Genomic DNA, 14,907 nt, shown 5'->3' with positions numbered 1-14,907 from the left:
GGGCACCGCAATGTGCGCTTCGGGGCAAACCTCGAGGCGCACATGCATGTTGAGCGCTGCTCGCGCTCGAATAATTGACGCCAGACACCCTCACCCCCTGAAATCATCATGCAGCCCCACCCGCGTGAACACCACCGACCCGTCGGCCCTGCGCACATAGTGCAGCCGCCGCGCGCTCGGCGTGTTGGTCTGCAGGTACACGCGCCAATACGTGTCGCCGGCGGCCGTGCGGCGCTTGGGGTCGCCGCCGCCCTCGCCGGTGCGCAGCTGGTGCAGGCCGCGGCTGGCCAGCTCGCGGTCGAGCCCGAGCACCACCTCGAGCATCACGTGCGCCACCTTCTCGCGGTCCACGCCCTGCACCGCCTCCAGGCTCGCGAAGAAGTCCGGCCCGTACGCCCAGTCCCGCTTGAACGGCTTGTCCGCCTTCTCTGCGGCCGGGATGCGCGTCACCCACGCCATATACACCTCGAAGTCGAGCTGCTGGCGCGGGTCGGCGAAGCGCCCCTGCAGGTCCACGCCCGCCGCGCTCCGGTGCCTGGACTGCTGCCGCATGCTGCGCCGCTGCTCCAGCGCGCGCTGCTTGGCCCGCTCGAGCTGCGCCGCGGTGACGTCGCGCTGGCGTTCCGCGGCCACGAGCTCCTGCCGGGTCTGCACGAGCTGGGCGTACAGGTCGCGGATGCGCTGGGCCGACGCGGTGTCGGCGCTGTCGGGGATCAGCGCGGCCAGCTGCCGCTCGTCGACGGTCGCCAGCTCGCGCTGCTCCGGCTGGCGCACGGCCGCCTCGGAGGCGTCCGGTATCGCGATCCACGCCGGACCGCCCGGGAAGTAGCTCGGCGCGGGGCTGACCGTGCCGTCCGCGTCGAGCAGCGACATCAGCCAGTGCAGCCGGACGTTCCCCTTCGTATCGACGTCGGACCACGCGTCCTCGCCGTCGTCGCGCTCGATGACGGCGACCGGCACCACGGCGCCCACGGTCAGCTCCCAGCGCAGGTCGGCGCCGAGCCCGGCGTCCTCGGCCGGCACCTCCACCACGGCCCCGGGGAACAGCTCCAGCGTGCACGAGTCCCTGCGCACCGCCGTCACCCGCGCCGGCACGACCATGCCGCTGGCGTATCCGGCCAGCGCCTCGCGCGCCTCACGCGGCCGCGGCGCGGTCAGGTCCAGGCGCCGGGAGTCCTCGTCGAACAGGCCGGTCACCGCCATGCCCTTGGTGAACAGCCGGTCGCCGGGCACGTCCTTGGTCACCAGCGTGGTCAGGATCGTGGCGTACAGCCCCCGCCCCAGGCTGACCAGCACGCGCCCCTCGGCCGGGCTGCCCATCACCGTGCCCGACACGGCGCGTTTGGAGCCGGCGGCCATGTTGGTGGAATACGAGTTGCTGAAGCTCAGCCGCGCGGCCTCCTGCAGCACCGCGTCGGTGATCCGCCCGCGGTCGCCCATCGTCCAGCCCCAGAACAGCTTCACGCCGCCGTGCTTGACCCAGTCCGCCCCGGCGGGGATCACGCGGCAGGCGTTGCCGAAGGTCTGCACGCCCTTGGGCATGCGGGCGTTGAGCTCGGACGTCGCGTCGGAGCCGATCACGTCGACCACGTGGGCCGCGCCGCGCAGCATCTTCGCCAGCTCCTCGGTGTCCGCCAGCGCCGTGGCCATGCCCACGTTGCGGGTGGCGATGACGACCGGCATCGACGACTGCGGGGAGCACAGGTACCCGGCCAGCGTGGCCGCGCGGGCCGCGGTGTCCGCGATGAACACGCCGGCGCCGTTTTGCGGCAGGCCCAGCTGGATGGGGGCGCCCGCGGGGACGGTGGCGGGGGAGGTCTTTCCGATCCTGTCGGCGGCCTTCCGCGCCTTTCGGGAGATCTTGGCCCTGCCTTTGCCCTTGCCCTTGCCGGTTCCGGCGGTTCCGGCCTCTGTGGTTCCCGTGTTTGCGGCCCCGGTTTCGGCGGGCATCGTTTCGGCGGCTCCCGTCCCGGCGTCCTCCGCTCCGCCGGCTCCCGTGATCCCGGTCCCGGCGGGAGCGGGGCGTGCCGTCGACGACTGTGCGGTCGCCTGCGTATGGGCGGCGGATGACACGCTCGCCGGAACAGTATGCGCCGATGCCGTCGTCGCCTTGCGACGCCGCCGTTCGCGCTCGTCCATGCGACGCAGCTCGTGGGCCACGGCCTGCTCGATCGCGCCGAGCATCGAGTTCGGCGAGCCCTTCGGCTGGATCAGCTCGGTCCGGTACCGGTCCGCCAGCCATCCGTCGTCGCACGGGTACATGCGGGCCGCGCCGCCGAACACCGACCCTGTACGGCCCAGGGCGTCGGTCAGCTTGTACGTCAGCGCGGTCGGAACGACCACCACGTCGGCCCTGGCGCCCAGCCGTCGCTTGAGCTCGTCGGCGTCGACGGGCGGTTTGGCCTGCCGCTGCGGCACGGAGACCACCACCGTGATGCGGCTGCGCTGCGACCGGCGCAGGTACGAGGCCAGGTCGTTGACGTCCCAGTCGTCCCGCAGCGTCACCGCCGATTCGCTAGGCAACTGCATGATGGCCCTTTCCGCACAGGTCGATCGATGTCGAATGGTTATTCGCTCATTGATTCAACGATACAACGGACAGGGAAAGGGGGTCGGCGAAGGGGTGCGCGCAAGCGCCCATATGCACAATGTGCGCGACGGGTCGAGGCAGGGCATGGGGGAGTGCGGCCTCCCGACCGCCGCGCCGCGCCGGGCGGCCCGGTCGCCGCGCCCGTAGCCGGACCATATATAGAGGTGGGCACCCCGTCTCGCCGCCGGGCCCATCCCCACATCCTGCCCCCCTGCTAGCATGCTTTCCATATTGTGTCATGTCGTATGACGAGAGATTGGATTCTTGATGGATCAGAATCAGATGGAACAAGAAGAGGGGATCACCTTAGGGGAACTGCTGCAGATGATCCGGAAGCACATCGTCTCCGCGATCGTCGTGTGCGTGGTGGTGTTCGCCGCCGTGGCGGCCTATACGTTCCTGGCGCCGAAGAAGTATGAGGCGACGGCCGAGCTGCTGGCCATGTCCGGCCAGGGCGCGATCAGCGACAACGCCAACGCCTCGCAGTACAGCTCGATCGGCTCCTACATCAATACGCAGATCGCCACCTACCCGCAGCTGGTCAAGACCGAAGCCGTGCTGGAGCCGGTCATCGACGACCTCGGCCTGGACACCACGGTCGCCGAGACCGCCGAGCTGATCACCGCGAGCAACCCGGACGGCACCTTCATGGTCGACATCACCGCCGAAACCGAGGACCCCGCGCTCTCCCAGCAGCTCGCCAACGCCGTGGCGGACAGCCTGAGCGAGCAGGTCTCCACCTCGATGAACACGGTGAGCGAGGACCAGGCGCCGGTGTCGCTGTCCGTCGTGCAGCAGGCCGCGCTGCCGGAGGGCCAGAGCTCGCCGAACGTGCCGCTCTACCTGGCCGCCGGCCTGGTCGTCGGCATCATCCTGGGCATCGGCTTCGCGATCGTCCGCGAGATGCTCAACACCCGCATCGACACGACCTCCGACGTCCGCGGCATCCTCGGATCCTCCGCGATCGGCAGCATCCCGGACGACCAGATCCTGCTGGAGCAGCAGCCGGTCGTCATCGCCCAGCCGGGCGGTCCGATCGCCGAGGAATACCGCCGCGTGCGCACCAACATCTCGTTCCTGAAGACCGACCGCGTCGCCGGCGAGGGCCAGCTGATCGTCATCAGCTCGGTCTCCCCGTCCGAGGGCAAGACGACCACCTCCGTGAACGTGGCCGCCGCGCTGGCCGAGGACGGCGCGAAGGTGCTGCTCATCGACGCCGACCTGCGCCACCCGTCCGTCGCGCACCACCTGGGCATCGAGGGCCACGCCGGCCTCGCGCACGTGCTCTCCGGGCAGATGACCCCGAAGGACGTGGTGCAGAGCTACTGGAAGCCGAACTTCCACATCCTGCCCGCCGGCAAGCGCCCGGCGAACGCGAGCATCCTGCTCAACTCCGACACGATGGAGGCGCTGATCCGCCAGGCGCTCACCCAGTACGACTACGTGATCGTCGACACCGCGCCGATGAGCGTGTCGAACGACGGCGTCGTGTTCGGCCGCCTCGCCAACGGCATCGTGCTGGTCACCGGCAAGGGCATCACCGAGAAGAAGGACCTGCAGGAGACCGCCGAGACGCTGAAGACCGCAAGCGTCCCCGTGCTCGGCTTCATCTTCACCTTCGCGGACCCGAAGAAGAGCCACGCCGGCAACTATTACTACTACTATTACGAGGACGGCACCAAGCGCAGCAACACCAAGCGCAAGGGCGGCAAGAACAACAAGCGCCGCCAGTAGCCGAACGGCGTATGACGGCATGCGATGCGGTGCCCGGGCGAGCAATGCCCGGGCACCGCATTGTTGTTTGGGGCCGAGGGCGTCAATGAGGTGGCCGATGGCGCAGTCGAGGGACGGGCAATAGGCCAATCGAGGGACGTCGGAGGAGCGGTCGATAAGGCATCGGAGGAGATGGCCGATAGAACGATCGGGGTATGGTCGATAGGGCGTTGGGGATGACCAATAGGGCAATCGAGGGAGATGGACGATAGGGCAATTGAGGGACGGTCCGCGGGCAGTCGAGGCGACGGTCGATAGAGCATCGGAGGGGCGATCAATTCGGGCGCTAGGGGTTGCGGGTCGCTGTAACCCTGCGCACATTGTGCGTATCGTGCCGGTGTCCATTCCGCGCCACTGGCGCGGAATGGTGCGGTTCGGTACGGTACGGTTCGCTGTCGCATGGCGCACATTGTGTATGTCGCGCTGACGTCGATGGGCGTGGAGTGCTGCGGCCCGACGCGGTATAGTCCGACGCTGCGCAATGCACATTGTGCGCGTCGTGTCGGTGTCAATGGGTGCGGCATGATGCGGGTTGGTACGGTACGGTTCGCTGTTGTCAACGCACATTGTGTGCTGGGTGATGGGGCAATTTGCTTTGGGACGGCGTATCTGGCTTGGGTGGGATGGGATGGGCGATTTGATGCATTCCGCGGTCTGAGGGCGTTCTGTGATTTAGCTGGGTGCTCTGCGCTTTGGATGGCGGTCGGTGCTTTCGGTGGGCATTCTGTGGCCCGGACGTGGAGCGCTTCCGCTCGCGGGGCTTCAGAGGCAGCCGGGAGGCGCGCGGCGCTGCCCGTTGCTGCCTGTGGGAGGTGTTCCTTGATTAGCTGTAGCGGATTTAGGGGCCTGCAGACACCTATCTCCATTACGTGGGGCATCCGGGGCGCCATAGCCCGAGTATCGGGCGCGGAATACCGCCATTCATACTCGCGGTCTTCCGGGAAAGATGCCTCACCTAGCGCAGATGGGTGTCTGCAAGTCTTCGAATCCGCTACATATAAGCCATATAGCGTGGTTCGTGATTACGCGGTGTGGGTCGAGCCCGCCTGAACTCGGTCCAGTCCTCGGGCCGTGAACGTCCCCGTACCGGGCCGTGACCATCACCTCGTTGCGGCCCTGGTCGGGGTGCGAATGATGCCTCGCGCCGCGCCGGAGCGGTCACCGAATCGGCGGCAGACGCCCCCTCCGGGATGTGAATATTTCATATGAATATGCCCCCATGGGCACTGTAACGCGGCATCGGATGGGGGTTCGTCGCCGAAATTATTACACTATTCCTCAGAGAGCATGTAAGACGCGTATGAGAGGGACGGTCTGACGATGAGCGATGGCAGCCACTCCGATATCGATATGGATTTGAGCTTTCCAATGCCGCCGAATCAGCCGATGACGGCCGGCGCTCGATCCGCTTCCGACCCATCGGCGGACTCCGCCGGCAAGAACGGCGAGCCGGCGCAATCGGCGACCACCGCCGCCGGCGATACGGGGGCCGCGGGGTTCCCGGGGGTTTCTGACACGTCGGGGGCGGCGGAGGCAGCGAACGCCAACGCCCCCTCGGGCGTACCGGCATTCCCGAGCATGCCCGATTCCTCCGATGGCGCGGAACCGGTTGCCGAGCCGAGCGTGGATGCATTCCCGAGCGCACCGAACACCGCGGAACCGATTGCGCCTTCGAATGCGACGGTATTCCCGGATACGTCCGGCGCTGCGGATACGGTGAGCGCGGCGGGCGCGCCGAGCGTCGCGTCGCCCGCGGCATCGACCTCCTCGGCGACCGGCACGAACGCCGACGCCGACACCCCCGCGGAATCCGCCGCGCCCAAGCCTCCGCTGTTCCCGTCCGCGTCAGACACATCGGATACATCGGCCACGTCAGCCGCATCGGACGAACCGGCCGAAGCAACGGTCGACATCCTGCAGCGCGCGGCGGCCAACGCCGGCAAGCCGCCGAAACCGCCGGTCCCCAGGGTCAAGAACGGCGACGTTGTCGACACGTTCTGGGACATCCCGCCCATCGAATTCCCCGCGCCCGACCCCAGCGACGAGCCCACGGATGGCCCGCGCCACGCGGCGCCCAAGGGCGTACCCTCAAGCGCGCAGACCCGGGTGATCGCCTCCCGGAACGCGTCGAACCTCGCCGATCAGACCTCGGACGCCGACGCCGACGTGGGCACCGCGGTGCTCGGCACGCCGCTGCCGTCCGCCGGCGAGACGACCATGGCGATGACCGACGCCTCCGCGGCGGGGGAACGCACCGCGATCATCGGCGCCGGTGGCGTGACCGACGGCGCAACTGGCGGCGCAGCTGGCAGCGTGGCCGGTGCCGCGCTCGGCGGAGCGTCCGGCGCCGACGCAGCCGTCGCCGCAACCGGCAGCGGCACCGCCTCCGACATCAGCACTGCAATCGACACTGGCACCGGCACGCCCGGCCCCGACCAGACCACATCCGCCACAATCCCCATCGCGCCGACCGAACCCGCGCAGGAGACCTCGGTGCTCGACGGCACGCGACTCTTCCCGGAAAGCGGCCCCGCCGCGCAGGAGACCGTCGCCTTCGCGCCCATGCCGGCGCTGGACTTCGACAGCGTCATCAGCGGCGAGGCGCCCACCGAGGCCATGCCGGCCGCCGCGCAGGGCGCCCAGGGCGCCGAACCGCAGACCAAGGAATCGGGCGAGCCCGGGAAGTCCGGGGAATCCGAAACGTCCGAGGAATCCGGGCAGCCCAAGAAGCGGTCGCTCAAACCCGTGGCCATCGCGATCGTCGTCGTGGTGCTGGTCGCGGCCGTGGCCGTCGGCGGCGTGCTGCTGTGGCGCAACCGCGAAAGCGACGCGGACCGTACCGCGGCGCTGTCCGCGTGCACCGGCGCGTCCGAGGAGTACAACACGGCCCGGGACGCGCTCGACCAGGCGCTCGCCGACACGCAGGACGAGCAGGCGATCACCGTCGACCAGGTCGCGGACGCCGCCACCGTAAGCGCGCTGAGCGACGCCGTCGACGAGGCGAACGCCATCGACGAGGCCGCCGCCTGCGGCACGTCGCTGTCCGCCGCGGACCTGCAGCGCCACGCCGAGACGAACCGGGACCTGGCGCAGCAGCTCACCGACAGCGCCGATAAGGTCGTCGCCGCCGCCAAGGCCGTGGCCGACAGCCGCGACGCGAAGACCGCCGCCGACACGACCAGCGCCCGTGACGCGCTGCAGACCGCCGTCAACGACGCGCAGACCCTGCTGAATAACAGCCTGTGGGCCGTGGCCGACAACGCCACCCGCGTCACGTTGGAGGAGGCGATCAACGCGGCGAACGAGCTGCTGCAGCAGGACAACCCCGATCTGACGGCCCTGCAGAACGCGCAGACCGCGTTGCAGACGGCCAGCGACGGCGTGAACGCGTCGATGGAGGAACTGTCGGCGCAGAACGCGCAGCAGAACACGACCACCGACAACGGGTACTACGACTACGGGTACGGCTACAACTACGGCAACACCGGCGGCGGGGCGGGCACCGGCGGCACCGGGACGGGCGGCACCGGAACCGGGACTGGCACGGGCACCGGTACCGGTAACGGTACCAACACGGGCACCGGCGGCGACAACGGTGGCGCGGGTGTCGATACCGGCACCGTCCCGCCGTCGGACGGCGGCGCGGACACCCCGGCGGATCCGAACGCCGGCGGCCAGACCGGTACCGGCGAAAGCTCGCAGGGCGACGCGGGGGTACTGTCGGAAGGCGAGTAAACCCGCGATATCGCATGCCGCGTCCGCCGGACCGCCCGGTGGGGCGGCATCGTCGTATCCGCCCCGCGCCCGTCGTGCGCGGCGCTCCGGGCAGATGGCCCGTCCGCAGCGTTGGCGGCGTTCCGGACCGGGATGATTCGTCCGTCGTGCGCGGCGCTCCGGACGGAGGCGGCCTGCCCGGCATGCGGCGTCGTCTTGGACGAAGGATGTCCGCCGCCGCGCGTCGGCACTCCGGATCAAGGATGTCCGGGCGGCGTGCATGCCCTCGTATGTGGCGGATTCTCGCCGTTTTATGACATGGGCGACGCCGCTTGAAGTGGGCAGTATGGGGTTGTCGCGCCGCGAGGGGGTATAGTAAGTGAACGTAGGAACCGCTGCAAAAATTTGACAGCCCCCCCCCCCTATTCGTTTTATGCTGGTGCGGGTAAAGCTTGGGGAGGGAGGGCGGAGGGGTTATGGGTACTGAGAGAGAAGGGCAGGAGCTCCGCACGCAGGAGCTTCCTGTTGGCGTCCGTATGACGTCGTCGGCGCGCGAGCGGCGCGTGCGCGAGCGTAGGGGGCTGCTGCATGCGCAGGGCGCCGGCGACGTCGCTATGGGGGACGCGGGTGACGCAAATAAACCGTCTGCCGTAGAGGGGGTTACGGGGGTATCGCCTGCGGGGGTTTCCGGCGCCGCCGGGGCCGCCGGGGTTGCCGACGGAGCCGCTGAAACCGCCGACCGCCACGAGCCGATGACGTTCGCGAACACGCCGTTCCCGGAGACCGATCAGTCGGTGTTCCGGTCCATCCGCCGCCGGCCGCTGTGGCGGTACCTGTACGTCGCCGCCCTGGTGGCGGTGGACGTGCTGGTGATGCTGGTGTCGCTGGCGATCTGCTTCGCGTTCAACCCGGGGGCCTACGACACGGTGACGCAGGTCATGCCGGTCTGGCTGTTCCTGCTGTCGTACTGCGTGGTCGGGCTGCTGTGCCTGGTCTTCGCCGGCGCGTACCACCGGCATGTGATGGCCGAGGGTTACGAGCTGTACACCAAGCTCATCAACGCGGCGATCTTCACGATCGTGCTGGCGAGCTGCGTGGCGTTCATGCTGGACCTGCGGCTGCCGCGCACCGCGCTGATCGTCGCGCCGCTGGTCGGGCTGGTATGCGAGCTGCTCGCCCGCTGGATGATGCGCTGCCTGCTGCACCGCCATCGCCGCCGCGGCGAATGCAAGTACACGACCGTGGTCGTCGGCTCGTCGGAGGGCATCAACAAGACGCTGCGGCTGATGCGGCGCAACAGCTCGCTCGGCTACGTGCCGGTCGCCGTGTGCCCGATCGCCCCGGACCCCAGCGAGGACGACGCCTACGTCGTCACGAACTTCGTGCCGGACCCGGACATCGAGGGCGCCGACGAGCTGCGCGTGCTGAACTTCGGCTCCCGGTTCGCGCGCACCATCGAACGCATGGGCGTGCAGGAGGTGTACATCGCCGATGTGCTCACCCGCGACTCGAAGCTGCTGCACGCCATGTCGCTGGCCATCGAGTCGCTGGGCATCGAGCTGGCGATCTCGGTGTCGCTGGCCGACATCGGCGGCCACCGGCTGTATCTGCGCAACTCGGTCGAGCAGCCGGTGCTGATCGCCAGCCTGCCGCAGTACCGCGCGACCACGTACGCGATCAAGCGGGTCGTCGACGTGGTGCTGTCGGCCGTGGCGCTGGTCGTCAGCTCGCCGATCATGCTCGGCGTCGCCATAGCCATCAAGCTCGACGACGGCGGTCCGGTGCTGTTCAAGCAGACGCGCGTGGGCATCCACGGCAAGCCGTTCACGATGTACAAGTTCCGCTCGATGGTCACGAACGCCGAGGAGATCAAGGCGAAGCTCGCCGCGGAGCGCGGCCAGACCGACCGCTTCATCTTCAAGCTCAAGGACGACCCGCGCATCACCAAGGTCGGCAAGTTCATCCGCAAGACCTCGCTGGACGAGTTCCCGCAGTTCTTCAACGTGTTCAAGGGCGACATGTCGCTGGTCGGCCCGCGCCCGGCGCTGCCCGACGAGGTGGCGCGCTACGGCTCTCTGTACTCGACGCGCCTGCTCGTCAAGCCCGGCATCACCGGCCCGTGGCAGGTCTCCGGACGCTCCGACCTGTCGCAGGAACAGAGCGAGTTCCTCGACGTCTCGTACATCGAGAACTGGTCGATCACCGGCGACCTGGCGATTCTGGCGAAGACCGTGATGGTGGTGTTCCGCGGGACCGGGTCGTACTGACCGGTTTTGCGTGCGGCGGAGCCTGTCGATGCGCGCCGTCCCGCCGTCGGTGCGTTTCCGTCGGTGCGCTCCTGCCTGCGTGTCGTCGGGGTTGGGCTGGTCCATGTGCGGCGCCGCCGGCATGCCTGCGCGGCGACGGGGGTAGGACGCGGCGGCCGCCGGCGGTGGGCAAGAGTGTGTGGAGAAATCGGTCGTTCGCTTGCGGCGGCACGGTTCGCTGTGCCACCATGGAAAGTCGGCAACACGGTCGTCCGCGCGTCGGTACGTGGGGGTGTCCGGAAGGCGCGGCGTGCGGTCCGTAGACAGATGGGATGCGCCGCTTGGGGTGAACAGGAGATGTCATGGCGAGACATATGCACGGCGCACGCAGGCGATCCCATGCGGTGCGCAACGTCGTTCTGGCGGTGCTCGGCGTGCTGGTGGTGTTCGGCGCCGTCGGCGGGTTCTGCGCGTGGCGGTTCTACCGGCAGGCGATGGACGTGCGCGACCACGAGCTCGCCGCCGTCGAGGCCGTCTCCGGTCTGCAGGACATCAGCCAGCTGCGCGACGCCGACACGATGAACGCCGCGATCGGGCAGGCGCAGACCCACGCCTCCGCAGCCAAGGAGATCACCGACGGCACGCTGTGGCAGGTGGCCTCCTACGTGCCGGTGCTCGGCGACGACGTCACCGCCGTGCGCGGCATGGTCGACGTGGTCGACGGCCTGGTCGGCGAGACGCTCCCGTCGCTGGCGGGCACCGTGCAGACGCTGATGAACTCCGGCCTGAGCGGCGAGGGGGAGGGCCAGCTCAACCTGCAGCCGATCGTGGACGCGCAGAGCGGGTTCGCGCAGGCCAACGAGCTGGTGCAGCAGCAGGCGGACACGATCAACGCGCTGCCGCAGCCGCACATCGGCATGGTGCGTTCCGCCTACGAGCAGGGCAAGGAACAGATCAACAAGGTCGCCGACATGCTCGACCAGGTCAGCGGCATGGTGCAGGCGATGCCGAAGCTGCTGGGGCAGGACGGCCCGCGGACCTACCTGCTGGTCGCGCAGACGACCTCCGAGCAGCGCTCCGGCGGCGGTCTGGTCGGTTCGCTGGGTACGATGCAGGTGGATAACGGGACGATTTCGGTGGGGGAGTTCCATTCGAACACTGAATTTATTCCGCTCGGTGAAAGCGCCACTGCCGAGGAGCATGACGTATTCAGCAGCCCGCTGAGATTCTCGATGGACGTCCGCGATTTGTTCGCGGCGCCGGATTTTTCCCGTGTCGCCGAGATGCTGAATACCGTATGGCAGCGCTCGCAGTACGCCTGCGACATCGACGGCGTCATCGCCATCGATCCGGTCTTCATCCAGGAGATGGTGCGCATCAACGGCGACATCACGCTTGACAACGGGAGCGTGCTGACCGGCGACAACACCGCCGAATTTATGCTGAACACCATCTACAAGGAGTTCGCTCCCGCGTATCAGGACGCCTACTTCGAATATGTCGCCTCCGCGGTGATGGACGGCGCGTTCTCGAACATGACGATGGACAAGATGATGCAGATCGCGCAGACGATGGGCTCCTTGGCCGAAAGCCGGCACTTCTACGCCTACACGTTCCACGAGGACGAGGCCGAGTACTTCCAGGGCGCCGGATTCGCGAAGAACGCGCCCGAAAGCGAGGAGGAACCGGAGGTCGGCATCTACCTGAACGAGCAGCACGGCTCCAAGATGGGCTGGTATCTGCAGCGCGGCGGAACCGTCACCCGCACGTCCTGCAACGATGATGGATCGCAGACCTACCACGTGACGTATACCATCACCAACACGATGACGTCGGAAGAACTGTGGAGCGCTACGGAATACATTCTGGGGCCCGAGCAGGCGTCGGTCGGCAGCGATTACGTCATGGAGCCCGGAACCTCGGTGCAGCGCATGCTGTTCTACGCTCCGGCCGGCGGATCGATCTCGAATTTCCAGTCGACGGGCGATGTTCGCGACCAGTCGGAGAAAACCATGGACGGCAAGTCTCTGCTGACCAACGTTGCCTATTTGGAGCCCGGAGCGACTGTGACGTTCGATTTCGATGTCACGACATCCGCCAATGCTCAAAACGATCTGAAGGTCGACCAGACTCCCGCCGGATGGCTTGATACGGGCATCACGTACAATACCGATGCCTGCGCCATCGCGCAGTGATTCGGGCGGAGCGGCGTCGGCGCAAACATGCTTCGGCATCCCGATGCGTACGACAGAAAGGATTGTCCGATGAACAATATTCCTGGAAACATTATTGTGACTGGTGGCTGTGGGTTCATCGGCAGTAATTTCGTGCATTACGTGGTCGACAACCATCCGGGTGTGCATGTGACGGTGTTGGATAAGCTTACGTATGCGGGCAATCCGGAGAATATCGCGGGTCTGCCGTCGGATCGGGTGGAGCTGGTGGTGGGCGACGTCTGCGACGCGGACCTGCTGGATCGGTTGGTGCCGGGTCATGATGCGATCGTGCATTATGCGGCGGAGTCGCATAACGACAATTCGATCGCGGATCCGGAGCCGTTCCTGCGGACGAACGTGGAGGGCACGTTCCGCCTGCTCGAGGCGACCCGCAAGTACGGGGTCCGGTATCATCACATCAGCACGGACGAGGTGTACGGTGACCTGGCGTTGGACGATCCGGCCAGGTTCACCGAGTCCACCCCGTATCATCCCTCGTCGCCGTATTCGTCGACGAAGGCGGCATCTGACCTGCTGGTGCGCGCCTGGACCCGCACCTACGGTCTCAGGACCACGATTTCGAACTGCAGCAACAACTACGGTCCGTTCCAGCATGTGGAGAAGTTCATCCCGCGTCAGATCACGAACATCCTGACGGGCGTGCGCCCGAAGCTGTACGGGGAGGGGTTGAACGTGCGCGACTGGATCCACACCGAGGACCATTCCAGCGCCGTGTGGACGATCCTGACCCGGGGGCGCATCGGGGAGACCTACCTGATCGGCGCGGACGGGGAGAGGAACAACATCGCCGTATTGCGGATGATCCTCGAGATGATGGGCCGGGATCCCGATGACTTCGACCATGTGAATGATCGTCCGGGTCATGACCGCCGGTACGCGATCGACGCGACGAAACTACGCACCGAGCTGGGCTGGACCCCGTCGCACACGGACTTCGCATCCGGCCTGCGGGACACTATCCGCTGGTACACGGAGAACCGTGGCTGGTGGGAGACGGCCAAGGAAGCCACCGAGGCCCGCTACAAAGCCCAAGGACAGTGACCTTAGAGGTTGGCGCCGTCGGTGATGTTGTGCCACACTGTACGTACCGTATCGGAAGGCGGGTGGCATCATGTCGGATTTGTTGCGTGAGAAGGCGCTGGTAATCGGTGTGGCGTCGAGCGCCCTGTTCGACCTGGCCCAGAGCGACGAGATCTTCCGTCAACAGGGCGTGGCGGCGTACGAGGCGTACCAGAACGACCGTGTGGACGAGCCGCTGCGGCCGGGTGTCGCGTTCCCGTTCATTTCGCGGCTGTTGCGGTTCAACACGTTGTTCGACGACGGACGGTATGGCGTCGAGGTCATTGTGCTTTCCCGGAACAGTCCGAAGACCGGTCTGCGGGTGATGAACAGCATCGAACACTACGGCTTGGATATCACCCGCGCCGTGTTCCGCAGCGGCATGTCGACGTTCGCCTATATGGACGTGTTCAACATGTCGTTGTTCCTCACCGCCAATGTGGACGACGTCAATGCCGCCGTGTCGGAGGGGCTGCCCGCCGGGTGCGTGCTGCCGTATGCCCAGGATTTCGAGGACGACGGCAATGAGCTGAGGGTCGCATTCGATTTCGATGGGGTGCTTGCCGGGGATTCCTCGGAACGCGTGTACCGGGAGATGGAGGAAGAGGACTCGGCGACCGCGTTGAGCCGTTATGCCGAATATGAGCGTCTACACGCGGACCAGCCGCTGGAAAGCGGCCCGCTGCGGCGTCTTCTGGCCGGCATCAACCAGTTGCAGGAGGCGGAGCGGCGCAGCGATATGGCGGAGAAGCCGTCGTTGCGGGTCTCATTGGTGACGGCGAGGAATGCGCCGGCTCATAAGCGGGCGATCCGCACTCTGGAACAGTGGGGGTTGACGGTCGACGATGCGTTCTTTTTGGGCGGGTTGGACAAGGCGCCTGTGCTGAACAAGCTGCGGCCGCATATTTTCTTCGACGACCAGATGGCGAACCTCGACGGATTCAAGTTGCATATCCCGTCGGTGCATATTCCGTTTGGGGTTGCGGATCTGCGGTAGCGGCAATATTGCAGAGACACGGAGGGTGCGTTGTGATTTCAGATATTGTTCCGCATAGTGGAAGCGATGCCTTCGTGGAACGTGCGAGCGATGGGTGTGCCCGTGCATACCTTGACAGTTGCTATACACGAACGCACCAAAGGGTATGAGTGCGAGTCGTATGCCGGCTCTTCCGGTTTTCGTGTGTGTCGGGTTCATGGTTGTGAGATTCGTTCCCGTATGGTTTGTCTGAATCCTCCGGCGTGCAGGAGGCTTCTGGTGATGTAGTTGCCGAGGTTGGTGAAGCCGAGG

The 14,907-nt window shown here is 66.8% G+C and carries 8 protein-coding genes; 6 read left to right on the top strand and 2 right to left on the bottom strand.

The annotated features are described in order from the left end of the window. Nucleotides 1-90: 90 nt before the first annotated feature. A complete protein-coding gene (locus KIH73_RS04225; RefSeq protein WP_219080931.1) occupies nucleotides 91-2,529 on the bottom strand; it encodes a hypothetical protein in 2,439 nt (812 codons plus the stop codon). Nucleotides 2,530-2,890: 361 nt separating this feature from the next. Here KIH73_RS04225 and KIH73_RS04220 point away from each other — a divergent pair, with 361 nt between their 5' ends. Next, nucleotides 2,891-4,324: a tyrosine-protein kinase domain-containing protein gene (locus KIH73_RS04220; RefSeq protein ID WP_219081051.1), complete on the top strand. Its 1,434-nt coding sequence runs from the start codon at nucleotides 2,891-2,893 to the stop codon at nucleotides 4,322-4,324. A 1,418-nt stretch (nucleotides 4,325-5,742) separates the two neighbouring features. Here KIH73_RS04220 and KIH73_RS04215 read toward each other — a convergent pair. Then, nucleotides 5,743-6,369 carry a hypothetical protein gene (locus KIH73_RS04215; RefSeq protein WP_219080929.1) on the bottom strand — a complete coding sequence of 209 codons (627 nt, stop codon included), beginning with the start codon at nucleotides 6,367-6,369 and terminating at the stop codon, nucleotides 5,743-5,745. Nucleotides 6,370-6,469: 100 nt separating this feature from the next. On the opposite strand from KIH73_RS04215, the gene KIH73_RS04210 reads away from it, so the two are divergent. The 5 genes from KIH73_RS04210 (at nucleotide 6,470) to KIH73_RS04190 (ending at nucleotide 14,616) form a co-directional block, all read left to right on the top strand. Further along, a complete protein-coding gene (locus tag KIH73_RS04210) occupies nucleotides 6,470-8,098 on the top strand; it encodes a hypothetical protein (RefSeq protein WP_219080927.1) in 1,629 nt (542 codons plus the stop codon). 731 nt (nucleotides 8,099-8,829) lie between these two features. Continuing rightward, entirely contained in the window at nucleotides 8,830-10,344 is a 1,515-nt protein-coding gene (locus tag KIH73_RS04205; protein ID WP_236022574.1) for a sugar transferase, read from the top strand. Nucleotides 10,345-10,685: 341 nt separating this feature from the next. After that, nucleotides 10,686-12,518: a DUF4012 domain-containing protein gene (locus tag KIH73_RS04200; protein WP_219080925.1), complete on the top strand. Its 1,833-nt coding sequence runs from the start codon at nucleotides 10,686-10,688 to the stop codon at nucleotides 12,516-12,518. Nucleotides 12,519-12,587: 69 nt separating this feature from the next. Beyond that, a complete protein-coding gene (gene rfbB, locus KIH73_RS04195; protein WP_219080923.1) occupies nucleotides 12,588-13,601 on the top strand; it encodes a dTDP-glucose 4,6-dehydratase in 1,014 nt (337 codons plus the stop codon). Nucleotides 13,602-13,671: 70 nt separating this feature from the next. Beyond that, nucleotides 13,672-14,616 (top strand): 5'-nucleotidase, encoded by a 945-nt coding sequence (locus KIH73_RS04190; RefSeq protein ID WP_219080921.1) that lies wholly within the window; start codon nucleotides 13,672-13,674, stop codon nucleotides 14,614-14,616. Nucleotides 14,617-14,907: the final 291 nt, after the last annotated feature.

Origin of the sequence: Bifidobacterium phasiani (genome assembly GCF_019331775.1) — a bacterium.
GTDB lineage: Bacteria > Actinomycetota > Actinomycetes > Actinomycetales > Bifidobacteriaceae > Bifidobacterium > Bifidobacterium phasiani.
Note: the sequence above shows the minus strand (reverse complement) of the source record. Positions and strands in the feature narration are given on the sequence as shown.

Excerpts from the sequence above, each read along its gene's own strand:
- KIH73_RS04190 (WP_219080921.1), top strand. The coding sequence starts at position 13,672 with ATGTCGGATTTGTTGCGTGAGAAGGCGCTGGTAATCGGTGTGGCGTCG.
- rfbB (WP_219080923.1), top strand. The coding sequence starts at position 12,588 with ATGAACAATATTCCTGGAAACATTATTGTGACTGGTGGCTGTGGGTTC.
- KIH73_RS04225 (WP_219080931.1), bottom strand. The coding sequence starts at position 2,529 with ATGCAGTTGCCTAGCGAATCGGCGGTGACGCTGCGGGACGACTGGGAC.
- KIH73_RS04215 (WP_219080929.1), bottom strand. The coding sequence starts at position 6,369 with ATGTCCCAGAACGTGTCGACAACGTCGCCGTTCTTGACCCTGGGGACC.
- KIH73_RS04205 (WP_236022574.1), top strand. The coding sequence starts at position 8,830 with ATGACGTTCGCGAACACGCCGTTCCCGGAGACCGATCAGTCGGTGTTC.
- KIH73_RS04200 (WP_219080925.1), top strand. The coding sequence starts at position 10,686 with ATGGCGAGACATATGCACGGCGCACGCAGGCGATCCCATGCGGTGCGC.